This window comes from Cronobacter condimenti 1330 (assembly GCF_001277255.1).
Classification (GTDB): domain Bacteria; phylum Pseudomonadota; class Gammaproteobacteria; order Enterobacterales; family Enterobacteriaceae; genus Cronobacter; species Cronobacter condimenti.
Map to the genome: position 1 here is coordinate 1,349,755 of NZ_CP012264.1, position 17,313 is coordinate 1,367,067.

Annotated in this window: 19 protein-coding genes and 5 tRNA genes; 18 read left to right on the plus strand and 6 right to left on the minus strand. The window is 54.8% G+C overall.

The genetic code is table 11. From position 1 onward, the window contains the following. The first annotated feature begins 2 nt into the window (after positions 1-2). The 17 genes from cydB to pnuC all read left to right on the plus strand — a co-directional run bounded on the left by cydB (position 3) and on the right by pnuC (position 10,098). Complete coding sequence (gene cydB, locus AFK62_RS06165; protein ID WP_007669759.1) at positions 3-1,142, plus strand: cytochrome d ubiquinol oxidase subunit II; 1,140 nt, start codon at positions 3-5, stop codon at positions 1,140-1,142. 13 nt (positions 1,143-1,155) lie between these two features. Continuing rightward, positions 1,156-1,269 (plus strand): cytochrome bd-I oxidase subunit CydX, encoded by a 114-nt coding sequence (cydX, locus tag AFK62_RS20930; protein ID WP_004387905.1) that lies wholly within the window; start codon positions 1,156-1,158, stop codon positions 1,267-1,269. Continuing rightward, positions 1,269-1,562, plus strand: a complete 294-nt coding sequence (ybgE, locus tag AFK62_RS06170; protein ID WP_007669764.1) for a cyd operon protein YbgE — start codon at positions 1,269-1,271, stop codon at positions 1,560-1,562. Before cydX ends, ybgE begins: the two co-directional genes overlap by 1 nt. 133 nt (positions 1,563-1,695) lie before the next feature. Continuing rightward, the gene (gene ybgC, locus AFK62_RS06175) at positions 1,696-2,100 is read left to right on the plus strand and encodes a tol-pal system-associated acyl-CoA thioesterase (RefSeq protein ID WP_007669766.1); all 405 of its coding nucleotides are present in this window, start codon (positions 1,696-1,698) and stop codon (positions 2,098-2,100) included. After that, positions 2,097-2,795: a Tol-Pal system protein TolQ gene (gene tolQ / locus AFK62_RS06180; RefSeq protein ID WP_007669768.1), complete on the plus strand. Its 699-nt coding sequence runs from the start codon at positions 2,097-2,099 to the stop codon at positions 2,793-2,795. Before ybgC ends, tolQ begins: the two co-directional genes overlap by 4 nt. A 3-nt stretch (positions 2,796-2,798) precedes the next feature. Continuing rightward, positions 2,799-3,227 (plus strand): colicin uptake protein TolR, encoded by a 429-nt coding sequence (tolR, locus tag AFK62_RS06185; RefSeq protein ID WP_007669772.1) that lies wholly within the window; start codon positions 2,799-2,801, stop codon positions 3,225-3,227. A 40-nt stretch (positions 3,228-3,267) separates the two neighbouring features. After that, positions 3,268-4,536, plus strand: a complete 1,269-nt coding sequence (gene tolA / locus AFK62_RS06190; protein ID WP_007669781.1) for a cell envelope integrity protein TolA — start codon at positions 3,268-3,270, stop codon at positions 4,534-4,536. A gap of 123 nt (positions 4,537-4,659) precedes the next feature. Then, positions 4,660-5,952, plus strand: a complete 1,293-nt coding sequence (gene tolB, locus AFK62_RS06195) for a Tol-Pal system beta propeller repeat protein TolB (RefSeq protein WP_007669785.1) — start codon at positions 4,660-4,662, stop codon at positions 5,950-5,952. Between the two features lie 34 nt (positions 5,953-5,986). Next, on the plus strand, positions 5,987-6,505 hold the full coding sequence (gene pal, locus AFK62_RS06200) for a peptidoglycan-associated lipoprotein Pal (protein WP_004386751.1): 519 nt from the start codon (positions 5,987-5,989) through the stop codon (positions 6,503-6,505). 9 nt (positions 6,506-6,514) lie between these two features. After that, positions 6,515-7,312, plus strand: coding sequence for a cell division protein CpoB (gene cpoB / locus AFK62_RS06205; RefSeq protein WP_007669795.1), 798 nt, complete (start codon positions 6,515-6,517; stop codon positions 7,310-7,312). A gap of 164 nt (positions 7,313-7,476) precedes the next feature. Beyond that, positions 7,477-7,552 (plus strand) — tRNA-Lys (locus AFK62_RS06210). Positions 7,553-7,585: 33 nt separating this feature from the next. Next, a tRNA-Val gene (locus AFK62_RS06215) sits at positions 7,586-7,661 on the plus strand. A 3-nt stretch (positions 7,662-7,664) separates the two neighbouring features. After that, positions 7,665-7,740: transfer RNA gene (locus tag AFK62_RS06220), tRNA-Lys, on the plus strand. Between the two features lie 45 nt (positions 7,741-7,785). Then, a tRNA-Lys gene (locus AFK62_RS06225) sits at positions 7,786-7,861 on the plus strand. Positions 7,862-7,946: 85 nt separating this feature from the next. After that, positions 7,947-8,022, plus strand: a tRNA-Lys gene (locus AFK62_RS06230). Positions 8,023-8,293: 271 nt separating this feature from the next. After that, positions 8,294-9,355 carry a quinolinate synthase NadA gene (gene nadA / locus AFK62_RS06235; RefSeq protein ID WP_032984335.1) on the plus strand — a complete coding sequence of 354 codons (1,062 nt, stop codon included), beginning with the start codon at positions 8,294-8,296 and terminating at the stop codon, positions 9,353-9,355. 23 nt (positions 9,356-9,378) lie between these two features. Next, positions 9,379-10,098, plus strand: coding sequence for a nicotinamide riboside transporter PnuC (gene pnuC / locus AFK62_RS06240; protein WP_007670924.1), 720 nt, complete (start codon positions 9,379-9,381; stop codon positions 10,096-10,098). Here the strand turns inward: pnuC and zitB are convergent. Together zitB and AFK62_RS06250 are read right to left on the minus strand one after the other, a co-directional pair. After that, on the minus strand, positions 10,095-11,048 hold the full coding sequence (gene zitB, locus AFK62_RS06245) for a CDF family zinc transporter ZitB (RefSeq protein WP_032984334.1): 954 nt from the start codon (positions 11,046-11,048) through the stop codon (positions 10,095-10,097). The genes pnuC and zitB overlap by 4 nt on opposite strands. 129 nt (positions 11,049-11,177) lie before the next feature. Continuing rightward, a complete protein-coding gene (locus AFK62_RS06250) occupies positions 11,178-11,570 on the minus strand; it encodes a protein YbgS (protein ID WP_007670921.1) in 393 nt (130 codons plus the stop codon). Between the two features lie 324 nt (positions 11,571-11,894). On the opposite strand from AFK62_RS06250, the gene aroG reads away from it, so the two are divergent. Continuing rightward, positions 11,895-12,947, plus strand: coding sequence for a 3-deoxy-7-phosphoheptulonate synthase AroG (gene aroG / locus AFK62_RS06255; protein ID WP_007670917.1), 1,053 nt, complete (start codon positions 11,895-11,897; stop codon positions 12,945-12,947). Positions 12,948-13,117: 170 nt separating this feature from the next. Here the strand turns inward: aroG and gpmA are convergent, their stop codons facing one another. From gpmA to galT, 4 genes are all read right to left on the minus strand, one after another. Beyond that, positions 13,118-13,870: a 2,3-diphosphoglycerate-dependent phosphoglycerate mutase gene (gene gpmA / locus AFK62_RS06260; RefSeq protein WP_007670913.1), complete on the minus strand. Its 753-nt coding sequence runs from the start codon at positions 13,868-13,870 to the stop codon at positions 13,118-13,120. A gap of 211 nt (positions 13,871-14,081) precedes the next feature. Beyond that, entirely contained in the window at positions 14,082-15,122 is a 1,041-nt protein-coding gene (gene galM, locus AFK62_RS06265) for a galactose-1-epimerase (RefSeq protein ID WP_007681014.1), read from the minus strand. Next, the gene (gene galK / locus AFK62_RS06270; RefSeq protein WP_007681015.1) at positions 15,116-16,264 is read right to left on the minus strand and encodes a galactokinase; all 1,149 of its coding nucleotides are present in this window, start codon (positions 16,262-16,264) and stop codon (positions 15,116-15,118) included. Before galK ends, galM begins: the two co-directional genes overlap by 7 nt. A 2-nt stretch (positions 16,265-16,266) precedes the next feature. Further along, positions 16,267-17,313, minus strand: coding sequence for a galactose-1-phosphate uridylyltransferase (gene galT, locus AFK62_RS06275; RefSeq protein WP_007681016.1), 1,047 nt, complete (start codon positions 17,311-17,313; stop codon positions 16,267-16,269).

Genomic DNA, 17,313 nt, shown 5'->3' on the forward strand with positions numbered 1-17,313 from the left:
AAATGTTTGATTATGAAGTATTACGTTTGGTCTGGTGGCTGCTGGTTGGCATTCTGCTGATCGGTTTTGCGGTCACGGATGGCTTTGATATGGGGGTCGGCATGCTGACCCGCATTCTGGGACGCACCGATACCGAGCGCCGCGTGATGATCAACGCCATCGCGCCGCACTGGGACGGCAACCAGGTATGGCTAATCACCGCAGGCGGCGCGCTCTTCGCTGCCTGGCCGCTGGTATACGCCATGGCGTTCTCTGGTTTTTATGTAGCAATGATTCTGGTACTGGCATCGCTGTTCTTCCGTCCTGTGGGCTTTGATTACCGCTCTAAGATTGAAGATATGCGCTGGCGCAACATGTGGGACTGGGGTGTTTTTGCAGGCAGCTTTGTGCCGCCGCTGGTGATTGGCGTGGCGTTCGGCAACCTGTTGCAAGGCGTACCGTTCCACTTCGATAAATACCAGGCCATGTTCTACACCGGCAACTTCTTCCAGCTGCTGAACCCGTTTGGTCTGCTGGCAGGCGTAGTAAGCGTATCGATGATCCTGACCCAGGGGGCAACCTACCTGCAGATGCGTACCACAGGTGAGCTGCACCTGCGCTCTCGCGCTACCGCGCAGATCTCCGCGCTGGTAATGATGGTCTGCTTCATACTGGCAGGCGTCTGGGTGATGTATGGCATCGACGGTTATGTGGTGACATCCGCTATCGACCCGCGTGCAGCGTCTAACCCGATGAATAAAGAAGTGATTCGTCAGGCAGGGGCCTGGTTGACTAACTTTAATAATATGCCTGCGCTGTGGGCTATCCCGGCCCTGGGCGTAGTACTGCCGCTGCTGACGGTGCTGGCGTCGCGTCTGGAGAAAGGCGCCTGGGCGTTCGTGTTCTCTTCACTGACGCTCGCGTGCGTGATTCTGACTGCGGGTATCGCGATGTTCCCATTCATCATGCCGTCCAGCACAATGCTGAACGCCAGCCTGACGATGTGGGACGCGACCTCAAGCCAGCTCACGCTGACCGTAATGACCTATGTCGCTGCGGTGTTTGTACCGCTTATTCTGCTCTACACCACCTGGTGTTACTGGAAAATGTACGGTCGCATCACCAAAGAGCATATCGAAAGCAACACGCATTCTCTGTACTGATAAGGAGCTGACTATGTGGTATTTCGCCTGGATTCTCGGAACGCTTCTTGCCTGTGCTTTCGGGATTATCACCGCGCTGGCGCTTGAGCATGTCGAAGCGACCAAAGCCGGTAAAGTCGAGTCGTGATGAAACGCCTCATCACCGCGCTTTATGCGCTAATGGATAAGAGCCCGTTAAGGGCTCTTTCCTTGATCATGGCGCTGGTGCTGGCGGGCTGCATGTTCTGGGACCCGTCGCGCTTCGCGGCGAAGACCAGCGGCCTTGAAGTCTGGCAGGGATTGTTCCTGATGTGGGCGGTTTGCGCTGGGGTGATTCACGGTGTGGGGTTCCGTCCTCGCGCGGTGCACTGGCAGGGTATTTTCTGTCCGCTGATTGCGGATCTGGTGATGCTCGCCGGACTGCTTTTTTTCTTTGCCTGAACAAGGTTTCGCCTGACTTTCTATGGGCTTTTCGGGGCCCATAAATATTTACTCTCCGTTTACTTCTCCCCATTCCAAACCCACATTCACTTGCGTATAGTAGCAGCGTTTATTTGCATTACCGGGATGTAGAGTGAGCACAACGCTGTTTCGATGGCCGGTTCGTGTCTATTACGAAGACACCGACGCCGGTGGTGTGGTTTATCACGCCAGTTACGTCGCCTTTTATGAAAGAGCACGCACAGAGATGCTGCGCCACCACCACTTTAACCAGCAGGATTTACTGGCGGAGCGAGTAGCCTTTGTGGTTCGCAGGATGTCGCTTGAATATCTTGCGCCTGCCCGACTCGACGATATGCTCGAAGTCCAGACCGAAATTACCACGCTGCGTGGCACCTCCATGGTGTTCAGGCAACGGATTGTTAACGCAGATAACCAGCTCCTTAATGAAGCTGAGGTGCTGATTGTTTGCGTTGATCCACTCTTAATGAAGCCTCGTGCGCTTCCCAAGTCTATTGTCGCGGAGTTCAAGCAGTGACTGACATGAATATCCTTGATTTGTTCCTGAAGGCAAGTCTTCTGGTCAAACTTATCATGTTGATTTTGATTGGTTTTTCAATCGCGTCCTGGGCCATCATCATTCAACGAACGCGCATCCTTAATGCGGCGTCTCGTGAAGCGGAAGCCTTTGAAGATAAATTCTGGTCGGGTATTGAGTTGTCTCGCCTGTATCAGGAAAGCCAGGGCCGTCGTGAAAACCTCTCCGGATCCGAGCAGATCTTTTACGCCGGTTTTAAAGAGTTTGCCCGTCTGCATCGCGCTAACAGCCATGCGCCGGAAGCGGTTGTCGAAGGGGCGTCACGCGCCATGCGCATTTCGATGAATCGCGAGCTTGAAAGCCTGGAAACGCATATTCCTTTCCTCGGCACGGTGGGTTCCATCAGTCCATATATCGGGCTTTTCGGTACGGTTTGGGGGATCATGCATGCCTTCATCGCGCTTGGCGCGGTGAAACAGGCGACATTGCAGATGGTTGCGCCGGGTATTGCCGAAGCGCTTATCGCGACCGCGATTGGTCTGTTCGCCGCGATCCCTGCGGTTATGGCGTACAACCGTCTGAACCAGCGCGTGAACAAGCTGGAGCTGAATTATGACAACTTTATGGAAGAGTTCACGGCTATCCTGCATCGTCAGGCTTTCAGCACCAGCACCAGCGAAAGCAACAAGGGGTAAGTCATGGCCAGAACACGTGGACGTGGTCGTCGTGATCTGAAATCTGAAATCAACATCGTTCCGCTGCTTGACGTGTTGCTGGTGCTGCTGCTGATTTTTATGGCGACGGCACCCATCATCACGCAGAGCGTGGAAGTGGATTTACCGGACGCCACGGATTCCCAGACCGTCAGCAGCAATGACAACCCGCCGGTGATTATCGAAGTCTCCGGTGTGGGTCAGTACAGCGTGGTGGTAGAGAAAGACCGTATGGATCAATTGCCTGCAGAGCAAATCGTGGCCGAAGCGCAACGTCGCCTGCAGGAAAACCCGAAAACGGTCTTTTTAATCGGTGGCGCCAAAGATGTTCCTTACGACGAGATAATCAAAGCGCTGAACCTGTTGCATCAGGCAGGCGTGAAATCTGTCGGCTTAATGACGCAGCCTATCTGATCCACCCGCCTGACAGGGCTACAAGTTTTGGAAACCGAGAGTGGCAAAGGCAACCGAACAAAACGATAAGCTGAAGCGCGCGATCATCATTTCAGTGGTGCTGCACCTGGTGCTGATTGCGCTGCTGATCTGGAGCTCGTTCGACGAGCATATCAATGAAGATGCGGCAGGCGGCGGTGGCGGATCGGCTATTGACGCCGTCATGGTCGATCCGGGTGCGGTGGTACAGCAATACAACCGCCAGCAACAGCAACAAGCCAGTGCGAAACAAGCCGCTGAGCAGCGCGAAAAACAAGCGCTGCAGCAAGCGGAAGAACTGCGCGAAAAGCAGGCCGCTGAACAGGAACGCCTGAAAAAGCTTGAGCAGGAACGTCTTGAGGCGCAGGAAAAAGCGCAGCAGCAGGCGGAGCAGCAGAAACAGGCTGAAGAGGCCGCGAAACGCGCGCAAGAGCAACAAAAACAGGCAGAAGAAGCGGCAGCAAAAGCGGCGGCAGACGCCAAAGCGAAAGCTGATGCTCAGGCAAAAGCCGCTGAAGAAGCCGCGAAGAAAGCTGCCGCTGACGCGCAGAAAAAAGCGCAGGAGGAAGCGGCTAAAGCTGCAGCTGCTGCGAAGAAAGCGCAAGAAGAGGCCGAGAAAAAAGCCGCCGCTGACGCTGCGAAGAAAGCGCAGCAGGACGCGGAGAAAAAAGCGGCCGCTGAAGCTGCGAAGAAAGCCGCTGCTGAAAAAGCGGCGGCAGAAAAAGCAGCGGCAGAAAAAGCAGCCGCCGCAGAAAAAGCAGCTGCTGAGAAAAAAGCAGCAGCAGACAAAGCTGCGGCGGAGAAAGCGGCTGCTGACAAGAAAGCCGCTGCTGAAAAAGCTGCCGCGAAGAAAGCCGCTGCCGCAAAAGCCGCTGCGGAAAAAGCGGCTACGGCTGAAGGCGTCGACGATCTGCTTGGCGATCTCAGCTCAGGTAAGAATGCGCCGAAAACCGGCGGCGGGGCGAAGGGGAGTAATGCAGCGCCGGCGGGGAGTGGTAATAGTAAGAACAACGGTGCCAGCGGCGCTGAAATCAACGGCTATGCTTCGCAGATAAAGGCAGCTATTGAAAGTAAGTTCTACGATGCGTCATCGTATTCGGGTAAAACCTGTACGCTGCGTATTAAACTTGGGCCGGACGGTTTACTGCTGGATATCCAGTCGGAAGGCGGTGATCCTGCGCTTTGTCAGGCAGCGATTTCCGCTGCACGACAGGCTAAGATTCCTAAACCGCCAAGCCAGGCTGTTTATGAGGTCTTTAAAAACGCGCCGTTGCTTTTCAAACCTCAGTGATTTCCGGTAAAACCGGGCTTCACTGTCCGGTTTAAGCCGGCGTGCAATGTGGTTGTCTATCTTTGAGTTTGTTAACATTCTGCTAAATTATCGTGGGCTCTGAGTCCAGATAAGGGAGATATGATGAAGCAGGCATTACGTTTAGCATTTAGTTTTCTTATGCTGTGGGCCGCTGTGCTGCACGCAGAAGTACGCATTGAGATAACCCAGGGGGTTGATTCTGCGCGTCCGATTGGTGTGGTGCCGTTCCAGTGGGCGGGCCCGGGTGCTGCGCCTGAAGATATCGGCGGCATCGTGGCGGCGGATCTGCGCAACAGCGGTAAATTTAACCCGCTCGATCGCTCCCGTCTGCCGCAACAGCCCGCTTCCGCACAGGAAGTTCAGCCTGCGGCCTGGTCTGCGCTCGGCATTGACGCCGTGGTGGTAGGGCAGGTCACACCGAATGGCGATGGCAGCTACACCGTTGCGTATCAGCTGGTGGATACCGGGGGGGCGCCGGGTACCGTACTTGCGCAAAACTCCTATAAAGTGAACAAACAATGGCTGCGTTATGCCGGTCATACCGCGAGTGATGAAGTATTCGAGAAGCTGACTGGTATTAAAGGCGCCTTCCGTACCCGCATCGCTTATGTGGTCCAGACAAATGGCGGCCAGTTCCCGTATGAATTGCGCGTGTCTGATTATGATGGTTACAACCAGTTTGTGGTTCATCGCTCACCACAGCCGCTGATGTCTCCGGCCTGGTCGCCTGATGGCAGCAAACTCGCGTACGTGACCTTCGAGAGCGGTCGCTCTGCGCTGGTGATTCAGACGCTGGCTAATGGCGCTGTGCGTCAGGTTGCATCCTTCCCGCGTCACAACGGCGCACCGGCGTTTTCGCCGGATGGCAGCAAGCTTGCCTTCGCACTCTCTAAAACCGGTAGCCTGAACCTGTACGTGATGGATATCGGCTCCGGCCAGATCCGCCAGGTGACTGATGGTCGCAGCAACAACACTGAACCGACCTGGTATCCGGACAGCCAGACGCTGGCTTATACCTCTGACCAGGCGGGTCGTCCGCAGGTTTATAAAGTGAACATTAACGGTGGCGCACCGCAGCGTGTGACCTGGGAAGGTTCTCAGAATCAGGATGCTGATATCAGCTCCGACGGTAAATTTATGGTGATGGTGAGCTCCAACAGCGGCGCTCAGAACATCGCTAAACTGGATCTGGTAACGGGTGGCGTACAGACGCTGTCGTCAACGTTCCTGGATGAAACGCCAAGTCTGGCACCTAACGGCACTATGGTTATCTACAGCTCTTCTCAGGGGATGGGATCCGTGCTGAACCTGGTTTCTACAGATGGGCGTTTCAAAGCGCGTCTTCCGGCAACTGATGGTCAGGTGAAATCGCCTGCCTGGTCGCCGTATCTGTAATAATAATTAATTGATTACTAAAGGAATCAAAGAAATGCAACTGAACAAAGTGCTGAAAGGGCTGATGATCGCTCTGCCTGTAATGGCAATCGCGGCGTGTTCTTCTAACAAGAACGCCAGCAATGACCAGAGCGGCGAAGGCATGCTGGGTGCCGGCACTGGTATGAACGGCAACGGCGGCAACATGTCTTCTGAAGAGCAAGCGCGTCTGCAGATGCAGCAGCTGCAGCAGAACAACATCGTTTACTTCGATCTGGACAAGTACGACATCCGTTCTGATTTCGCTGCGATGCTGGATGCTCACGCTAACTTCCTGCGTAGCAACCCGTCTTACAAAGTGACCGTTGAAGGTCATGCGGATGAGCGCGGTACCCCGGAGTACAACATCTCCCTCGGTGAGCGTCGTGCTAACGCAGTGAAAATGTACCTGCAGGGTAAAGGCGTTTCTGCTGACCAGATCTCCATCGTTTCTTACGGTAAAGAAAAACCTGCAGTACTGGGTCACGACGAAGCGGCATATGCCAAAAACCGTCGCGCCGTACTGGTTTACTAAGAGAATTGCATGATCAGTAACTTCAGACATCACCTGTTGAGTCTGTCGTTACTGGTTGGCGTAGCGGCCCCCTGGGCCGCTAATGCCCAGGCGCCAATCAGTGATGTCGGCTCAGGCTCGGTCGAAGACCGTGTCGTTCAACTCGAGCGTATTTCTAACGCTCACAGTCAGCTATTAACCCAGCTTCAGCAACAGCTCTCCGATAACCAGGCCGATATTGATACCCTGCGCGGTCAAATTCAGGAAAATCAATATCAGCTCAATCAGATCGTCGAACGTCAAAAGCAAATTTTGCTGCAGATAGACAGTCTGAGTAATGGCAACGGCGGAGCTGCTGCGGCGCAAGGGGGCGATCAGGCGCAAAATGGTGCGGCGCAAGCCACGCCTGACGCAGGTGCCTCCGCACCCGCTGCCAGCGCACCCGCGCAAAGCGGTGATGCTAATACCGATTACAACGCAGCGATCGCGCTGGTGCAGGATAAATCCCGTCAGGATGAGGCCATCACTGCGTTTTCTAATTTCATCAAGCAATACCCTGATTCTACTTACCAGCCGAATGCCAATTACTGGCTTGGCCAACTGAATTACAACAAAGGTAAGAAAGATGACGCGGCGTATTACTTTGCTTCGGTGGTGAAGAACTATCCTAAATCACCGAAAGCGGCGGATGCGATGTATAAGGTTGGCGTCATCATGCAGGATAAAGGCGACACCGCAAAAGCGAAGGCCGTTTATCAGCAGGTTATTACCAAATACCCCGGCACCGAGGGTGCAAAGCAGGCACAAAAACGCCTGAATGCGATGTAATGCTTGCGGCTTGACCAGAAGACGTATTATTTCTGGTCTTGCCGCATGAAACGTAAGCAGTTAAGTGATCTGCTTCGAAATTTTTGTTGCGTCAGAATCTTAAATCAGTAATATATGCCGCCGTTGCCACGGGATACGAAACAAACCCGCGGTGCCAAAAATGTGGGTCGTTAGCTCAGTTGGTAGAGCAGTTGACTTTTAATCAATTGGTCGCAGGTTCGAATCCTGCACGACCCACCACGACGAAATACAGCAGTAATCCAGCGCAGTATTGGGTGATTAGCTCAGCTGGGAGAGCACCTCCCTTACAAGGAGGGGGTCGGCGGTTCGATCCCGTCATCACCCACCACTCGGGTCGTTAGCTCAGTTGGTAGAGCAGTTGACTTTTAATCAATTGGTCGCAGGTTCGAATCCTGCACGACCCACCAACGTTTCGTTGGTGCCGAGAATTAATCTTTAAGATACACCAGAGCGGGTCGTTAGCTCAGTTGGTAGAGCAGTTGACTTTTAATCAATTGGTCGCAGGTTCGAATCCTGCACGACCCACCACCGTATTACGCGGATATCCTGGTAAATCATCAAAGATAACGTTGTGAAGCAACGTCTGTTCAGAAAGAAAGCAGTAACCCGCAAGGGGTCGTTAGCTCAGTTGGTAGAGCAGTTGACTTTTAATCAATTGGTCGCAGGTTCGAATCCTGCACGACCCACCAGTGTAAAAAGGCGCCCTAAAGGCGCCTTTTTGCTTTTAGCCTGATACACTCAACTCGCGTCAAATCTCAACGCCGCACGCGCATGGTTGTTACTGCTTTTCCTGTCAATTCCTAAGACGCATTGTCCCGACTTTCACCTCGCGTATTTCCTGTGACTTTTCTCAGACAATCCGCTATCTTGTTTAGCATATAAAACAAATAAAGCTGCCAGGTGGCTATCATAGGCTAAGTAACGCGGCTTTGGTTCAGTGTAAAAAACGAGATGGCGCAAATGAGTGTAATGTTCGATCCTGAAGCCGCAATTTACCCTTTCCCACCGAAGCCTGCTCCATTGGCCTTAGAGGAGAAAGCTTTCTACCGCGAAAAAATCAAACGTCTTCTCAAAGAACGCAACGCGGTAATGGTCGCCCACTATTATACCGACCCTGAAATCCAGGCCCTGGCAGAAGAAACCGGTGGCTGTATTTCTGACTCCTTAGAGATGGCACGCTTTGGTGCGAATCATTCCGCCACTACGCTGCTGGTCGCGGGGGTGCGCTTTATGGGGGAAACGGCCAAAATCCTGAGCCCTGAAAAAACTATCCTGATGCCCACCCTTCAGGCGGAGTGCTCGCTCGATCTCGGCTGCCCTGAAGAGGCCTTTGCCGCGTTTTGTGACAGCCATCCGGATCGCACCGTTGTGGTTTATGCCAACACGTCAGCCGCGGTAAAAGCGCGGGCTGACTGGGTTGTGACCTCAAGCATCGCCGTTGAGCTTATTGAACACCTGGACAGCCTTGGTGAAAAAATTATCTGGGCACCAGACCGGCATCTGGGGCGTTATGTGCAAAAACAAACGGGCGCGGATGTCCTTTGCTGGCAGGGCGCCTGTATTGTGCATGATGAGTTCAAAACGCAGGCCCTGGATCGCATGAAAGCACTCTATCCTGACGCCGCCGTGCTGGTCCATCCGGAGTCACCGCAGGCAATTGTAGATATGGCGGATGCGGTCGGGTCTACCAGCCAGTTGATTAACGCGGCTAAAACCCTGCCGCAGCAGACGCTCATCGTGGCGACCGATCGCGGCATCTTTTACAAAATGCAGCAGGCGTGCCCGGAAAAGACACTTATTGAAGCCCCGACCGCAGGGGAGGGCGCTACGTGTCGCAGTTGCGCGCATTGCCCGTGGATGGCGATGAATGGCCTTCAGGCCATCGCAGAGGCGCTGGAATATGGCGGAGCGGCACATGAGATTCATGTCGACACAAGCCTCCGGGAGCGCGCGTTAACGCCGCTTAACCGCATGCTTGATTTTGCGGCTACACTTCGTCTTTCTGTTAAGGGCAACGCGTAAGGACATTACGCTTCGGGGATAATATGGATTTTTTCAGCGTACAAAACATTCTGGTACACATTCCGCTTGGTGAAGGCGGGTATTCACTTTCCTGGATTGAAGCTGTGGGCACGCTCGCAGGGCTCTTGTGCATCTGGCTTGCGAGCCTTGAAAAGATAACGAATTACGCGTTTGGCCTGATAAACGTCACGCTGTTTGCGATTATTTTCTTCCAGATCCAGCTTTATGCGAGTTTGTTGTTACAGGTTTTTTTCTTCGCCGCGAATATTTACGGCTGGTACGCCTGGTCGCGTCAGAGCAACGACAACCAGGCGGCGCTACAGATCCGCTGGCTACCGCGTGCTAAAGCGTTGGGCTGGCTCGCGGTCTGCGTTGTGGCGATTGGGTTGATGACGCTCTGGATTGACCCGGTATTCGCCTTCCTGACGCGTATTGCGGTGCAGGTGATGCAGGCCGTCGGGCTTAACGTTACAGCCCCTCAACTGCAACCGGACGCTTTCCCGTTCTGGGATTCCTGCATGACCGTACTGTCTGTCGTGGCGATGATCCTGATGACGCGTAAGTATGTCGAAAACTGGCTGCTGTGGGTCATCATTAACGTGATTAGCGTCGTGATTTTTGCTCGTCAGGGCGTGTATGCCATGTCGCTCGAATATCTCATCCTGACCTTTATCGCACTGAACGGCAGTCGGATGTGGATCAAAGCAGCGCGCGAGCGTGGCTCGCACGCGCTGGCATATTAATGCGTATGGCCGTGGGCGTGCACAGACGCGCCTGCGGCATTTAAATCGCAGTCTTTACCGCGACAGGGTTGATACTCAAGCTGTACCGTTGCATGCGCGATGTCATAGTGCTGTTTCAGATAGTCGTGAATGCTCGCCAGTAGGGCATCGTGATCGCGTGGCGGGATGACCTGAACATGCAAGGTCATCACCGGTTTTTCACCGACCAGCCAGGCATGGACATGATGCACGTCACGCGCCTCCGGAATTTCACGCAAAAGTCTGCGACGAAGCTGGTCCACATCCACCGCGCGGGGCGCACCTTCCAGTAGTTCATTCATACTTTCCTGAAGCAGGCGCCAGGCGCTTCGCAGCACCAGACACGACACCAGGATGGAGAGAATCGGGTCAATCGGCGTCCAGCCAGTCCAGAGGATCACCACGGCGGCGAGGATCGCCCCGACCGACCCCAGCAAATCGCCAAGCACATGCAGCGCCGCGGCGCGCACGTTCATATTTTTCTCATCACTCCCGCGGTGCAAAATCCAGAATGACAACAGATTGGCGACTAACCCGGCAACGGCTACCCCGAGCATAGCACCGCCCGCGACAGGCTCAGGCGTAATAAAACGCGCGATAGCCTCCCAGACGATAATCACGGTGATGACCAGTAGCGCCAGTGCATTTACAAACGCGGCAAGGGTAGTCAGGCGCAGCAGCCCAAACGTATGGCGCGCACTCGGTGCGCGACGCGCGAAGCGTACCGCCATCAGTGCGACCATCAGCGCGGCGGCGTCAGTAAACATATGGCCTGCGTCAGCGAGCAACGCGAGCGAGCCTGAAAGCAACCCGCCGACGATTTCCAGCACCATAAACGCGGCGGTTATCAAAAAGGCGGTCAGCAGGCGTTTACTGTTGGAGTCAGGCGAAGGAGCGTGGGAGTCGTGTGTATGGGAATGGGAATGGGCCATGGCGTACGTCGCTCAGAATATTTGTTGTGATTATCGGTTCATTCAAATGCGCGGCAACCGCGCCCTTACACAATAACAAAAATAAAGGAGAGCCGAAGCTCTCCTTTGGTGTTCACGCATTAAATGCGATTACTGGGAGGTGCTGCCAGAAGTGCTCGGGCAGGCGTCGCCAGTACACTGAACGCCGTTGGTGTTGCCGGAAGTGCTGCTCCCGGTCGCCCCCATTTCACCGCTGGTGCTGTGAGCCGTACCAGACGTGGTGCCTGCAGAGGTGCCCGTGCCGGTATTCACGCCGCTATTGGCGGAATTGGTGCCAGAGGTATTGATATTGCTGTTATCAACGCCATTCGGTGCGATGTTTTCTTTTGCGTCAGGCGCTACCTGGCCTGCGCTGGCTGCGGCGTTAGCAGAACCAGTATCGCCGCCGCTGGTAGAAGAGCCTGAATCGGCGGCAAGCGCCGCGCCGCTGGCCAGAGTCAGAGTGGCGGTCAGAAAGAGTGAGGTCAGTTTGTTCAGTGTCATAATCATGCTCCTGTTCTGGTCGTTATTGCTGGATAACTTCTTCCAACAGTGCACTGCGAAAAAGTTGATCAGCGTGTGTGTTGCGGTCGAAAAAACCACATCATCGCCAAAAGGCAGTACGTGATTCGGTAAAATGTATAAAACAGAGTGCTAACAGTTAAAAAGTGTAGTCTGGATCTCGCTTTACGCTACTTTCTGGCGTTTTTAAGTTAACTTCCAGGAATTTTCCGTGCGAAGTGTAAATGCGTGTTTACACTCATAGCATGACAAGATAGATTGAAGGGATTGCATTACAACAAAACTGTAGGGCCTCCTGGAACTATCATGACTTATCAGAACGACGATTTACGTATCGAAGGTATCAACGAATTACTCCCGCCTGTCGCACTCCTGGAAAAATTCCCCGCTACCGAACAAGCTGCTGAGACCGTTTCTGCGGCGCGTCAGGCCATTCATCAGATCCTGCAGGGTGATGACGATCGTCTGCTGGTGGTGATTGGTCCATGCTCCATTCACGATCCTGTTGCGGCGAAAGAGTATGCGTCTCGTCTGCTGCCGCTGCGTAAAGCGCTGAAGAACGAGCTGGAAATTGTTATGCGCGTTTATTTTGAAAAGCCGCGCACGACGGTGGGCTGGAAGGGGCTGATTAACGATCCTCACATGGATAACAGTTTCCAGATCAACGATGGCCTGCGTATCGCGCGTAAGCTGCTGCTGGAAATTAACGACACCGGTCTGCCGGCCGCAGGCGAATTCCTCGATATGATAACCCCGCAATATATGGCTGATTTAATGAGCTGGGGTGCCATCGGCGCACGCACAACAGAATCTCAGGTGCACCGCGAGCTGGCTTCCGGGCTGTCTTGCCCGGTCGGTTTCAAAAATGGCACTGACGGTACAATCAAAGTCGCTATCGACGCCATCAACGCCGCCAGCGCGCCGCATTGCTTCTTGTCAGTCACCAAGTGGGGCCACTCAGCTATCGTCAATACCAGCGGCAATGGCGACTGCCATATCATCCTGCGCGGCGGTAAAGAACCGAATTACAGCGCAGCGCATGTGGCCGAGGTTAAAACCGGGCTTGAGAAAGCTGGCCTTAAGCCGCAGGTAATGATCGATTTCAGTCATGCCAACTCCAGCAAGCAGTTTAAAAAGCAGATGGAGGTGGGTGCCGATGTCTGCGGGCAAATCGCCGGCGGCGAACGCGCCATTATGGGTGTAATGATTGAAAGCCATCTGGTGGAAGGTAATCAGAGCCTTGAGAGCGGCGAACCGCTGGTGTATGGCAAGAGCGTGACCGACGCTTGCATCGGCTGGGAAGATACCGACGCGATATTGCGCCAGCTTGCCGACGCGGTAAAAGCGCGTCGCGGTTGAGTTTGCGCAGCGCAATAGCCCTCCGGCATAAAGAAAGCCTCCTCGCTTTCGTAAAGCCGTCTTTTTAGAGCAGGTCGGCGCAGCGTTATCTGCCGTCCGCCTGTCTCAACGCAATGCCAATAAAAAAGGCGTGGTTCTCACCACGCCTTTCGCACGTTTAAGGTTGCGAATTACTTCGCTTTACCCTGGTTCGCTACCGCTGCCGCTTTGGCTGCGATCTCGTCAGCGTTACCCAGATAGTAGTGCTTAATCGGTTTGAAGTTCTCGTCAAACTCATAGACCAGCGGTACGCCGGTCGGGATGTTCAGTTCGAGGATCTCTTCTTCGCTCATGTTGTCCAGATATTTCACCAGCGCACGCAGTGAGTTACCGTGAGCGGCAATAATTACGCGCTCGCCGCTTTTCAGGCGCGGCAGAATGGTTTCATTCCAGTAAGGAATAACGCGATCGATGGTCAGCGCCAGGCTTTCGGTCAGCGGCAGTTCCTGCTCGGTCAGTTTCGCATAACGCGGATCATGGCCCGGGAAACGCTCATCGTCTTTGGTCAGCGCAGGCGGAGTCACCGCAAAACCACGACGCCACTGTTTCACCTGATCATCGCCATATTTCTCAGCGGTTTCCGCTTTGTTCAGGCCCTGCAGCGCACCGTAATGACGCTCGTTCAGTTTCCAGGATTTTTCAACCGGCAGCCAGGCCTGATCCAGCCCATCCAGGATGTTCCACAGCGTATGGATGGCACGTTTCAGCACGGAGGTATAAGCAAAATCGAAGCTGTAGCCTTCATCTTTCAGCAGTTTGCCAGCCGCTTTAGCTTCGCTCACGCCTTTCTCGGACAGATCAACATCGTACCAACCGGTAAAGCGGTTTTCGTTGTTCCACTGGCTTTCACCGTGACGAACCAGAACCAGCTTAGTAACAGCCATAGTATTACTCCTTCATAAGCCTGATGAATGATAACAGTTATCATTATATTGCCGTGATGAAGCCAGCGGCAACGCTAAACCTTTAACATAGCGAAAATAGCGGCTCAGTGTAAGGCGGTTGTGAATCGGTCGTGATTTTTTTGTCAGTAACTGGCGGGAATTACAGCAAAATGGCGAAAAAAAAGCCCTCTTTGTGAAGAGGGCTGAAATGTCACTGAGGAATAAAGTGATACTGCGTGATGCTCTGGTATTCCTGGTCCGGACGCAAAATGCAATCCGGTTGCGGCCATTCCGGGTGATTCGGGCTGTCCGGCAGGAATTCGCTCTCCAGCGCCAGCCCTTGCCAGGCGCTGTAGGTGCCCTGTTCGCGGGCGGGCGTACCTTCCAGATAGTTACCGGAATAGAATTGCAGCGCAGGCGCAGTCGTATAGACCGTCATTTTGAGCTTTTCATCGCTCGACCAGACGTGCGCTGCGGGTTGGTTCAGGTCGCCTTTCGCCTCCAGCAGCCAGGCGTGATCGTAACCCTTCACCCGTTTCTGACCGTCGTCTTTTAAGAAATCCTGAGCGATTTTCTTCGGTTCGCGGAAATCAAACCCGGTACCCGCGACGCCCGCCAGTCCTTCGCGTGGAATGCCTTGCTCATCAACCGGTAAATATTGGTCGGCGAACAGTTGCAGGCGATGATCGCGCACGTCGTTCTGCTCGCCGTCGAGGTTGAAATAGGCGTGGTTCGTCAGGTTAACCGGGCAGGGCTTATCCACGCGGGCGCGGTATTCAATACTGATGCGATTATCTTCCGTCAGACGGAAGTGCGCGGTGGCGCGCAGTTCACCCGGATAACCCTGATCACCATCCTGCGAATCCAGCGTATAAAGCACTTCCTGTTCGTTCTGGCGCACAATGCGCCAGCGGCGTTTATCAAAGCCCTCCGGCCCGCCATGCAGCTGATTCTCGCCCTGGCTTGGCGTCAGTGAATACGTTTCGCCGTCCAGCGTGAAGCGCGACTGCGCGATGCGGTTGGCGTAACGGCCTACTGACGCGCCGAGAAACGCGGTTTGCTCAAGCCAGATTTCCGGGCTTGGACAGCCCAGCAGCGTTTCACGAACGCTTGCGTCTTTCATCGGGACGCGGGCCGACAGCAGCGTCGCGCCCCAGTCCATGACGGTGACCACCATCCCTGCGGCGTTGCGCAAGGTGGAGATACGATACGGCAGCCCATCCGGGGCCAGTTGCGGGGTCTCTTTTAGCACAGCCCTGCTCCTTCTGAAGGTTTGCACACGTAGAACGTTTCTTTAATACCGGTGCGCGCTTCGTACTGCGCTTCGACGGCGGCTTTTACTTCCGGGACGATAGCTTCCGGCACCAGCGCCACGACGCAACCGCCGAAGCCGCCGCCCGTCATACGCACGCCGCCTTTTTCACCGATGACCGATTTCACAATCTCTACCAGAGTATCGATCTGCGGAACGGTAATTTCAAAGTCGTCACGCATAGAGGCATGAGAGGCGGCCATCAGTTGCCCCATACGAGTGAGATCGCCTTTAGCCAGCGCATCCGCCGCTTCTACCGTGCGGGCGTTTTCGGTCAGCACGTGGCGTACACGTTTAGCAACCACCGGATCAAGCTCATAGGCCACGGCATTAAACTGATCCAGACTCACATCGCGCAGCGCTTTTTGCGTAAAGAAACGCGCGCCGGTTTCGCACTGCTCGCGGCGGGTGTTGTACTCGCTGCCGACCAGGGTGCGTTTGAAGTTACTATTGATAATCACCACCGCGACGCCCTGCGGCATCGGGACGGCTTTGGTGCCGAGGCTGCGACAGTCGATCAGCAACGCATGATCTTTTTTGCCCAGTGCGGAAATCAGCTGATCCATGATGCCGCAGTTACAGCCGACAAACTGGTTTTCCGCTTCCTGACCATTTAGCGCAATCTGTGCGCCGTCGAGCGAAAGATGATAGAGATGGCGGAATACGGTGCCAACAGCCACTTCCAGCGATGCTGAAGAGCTTAACCCCGCGCCCTGCGGCACGTTGCCGCTGATTACCAGGTCGGCACCGCCAAAGCTACTATCGCGCTGCTGCAGGTGTTTCACCACGCCGCGCACATAGTTAGACCACTGCTGGCTGTTGTGCGTCAGGATCGGCTCATCAAGAGAGAACTCGTCGGTTTCGTTATCGTAATCGGCGGCAATCACGCGCACGCGGCGGTCGTCGCGTTTCGCGCAGCTAATGACCGTCTGATAATCAATCGCGCAGGGCAGCACGAAGCCGTCATTGTAATCGGTATGCTCGCCGATAAGGTTAACGCGGCCCGGCGCCTGAATATGGGTGGTGGCAGGGTAGCCGAACGCGTCGGCAAACAGGGATTGTGTCTTCTCTTTCAGGCTCATTATTATTCTCCGGATTCGCGAAAATGGACGTCGCTGACGGCGCGCAGACGCTCAGCCGCCTGCTCGGCAGTTAAATCACGCTGGGTTTCCGCCAGCATTTCATATCCCACCATAAACTTACGTACCGTGGCGCTGCGCAGCAGCGGCGGGTAGAAGTGGGCGTGTAACTGCCAGTGCGAGTTTTCTTCGCCGTTAAACGGCGCACCGTGCCAGCCCATCGAATAGGGGAAAGAGGTCTGGAACAGGTTATCGTAGCGGCTGGTCAGTTTTTTCAGCGCGAGCGCAAGGCAGCTGCGCTGTGCGTCGGTAAGATCGGTCATGCGCAGAATGTGTGTCTTCGGCAGCAGCAGTGTCTCAAACGGCCATGCAGCCCAGTACGGCACCACTGCCAGCCAGTGCTCTGTTTCCACTACAGTGCGGCTGCCGTCGGCCAGTTCGCGCTGCGCGTAGTCAACCAGCATCGGCGCGCCGTGCTGCTCGAAATACTCGCGCTGCAGACGATCTTCACGCTCGGCTTCATTAGGCAGAAAACTGTTGGCCCAAATCTGACCATGCGGGTGCGGGTTGGAGCAGCCCATCGCCGCGCCTTTGTTTTCAAACACCTGCACCCACGGGTATGTCTCTCCGAGTTCAGCGGTTTGCGTCTGCCAGGTTTGCACGACTTCTTCCAGCGCAGGCACCGTCAGCTCCGGCAACGTTTTGCTGTGATCTGGCGAAAAACAGATAACGCGGCTGGTGCCACGCGCGCTCTCAAGACGCATCAGCGGATCGGCGCTTTCCGGCGCGTCCGGCGTGTCGGTCATCAGCGCGGCGAAATCGTTAGTGAACACATACGTGCCGGTATACTGCGGGTTTTTATCCCCGGTCACGCGCGTATTGCCTGGGCAGAGAAAACAATCGGGATCGTGCTGCGGCAGCATCTGTTTCGCAGGCGTTTCCTGCGCCCCTTGCCAGGGGCGCTTGGCGCGATGCGGTGAAACCAGGATCCATTGACCGGTCAGCGGGTTATAACGGCGATGCGGATGATCCACGGGGTTAAACTTTTCCAT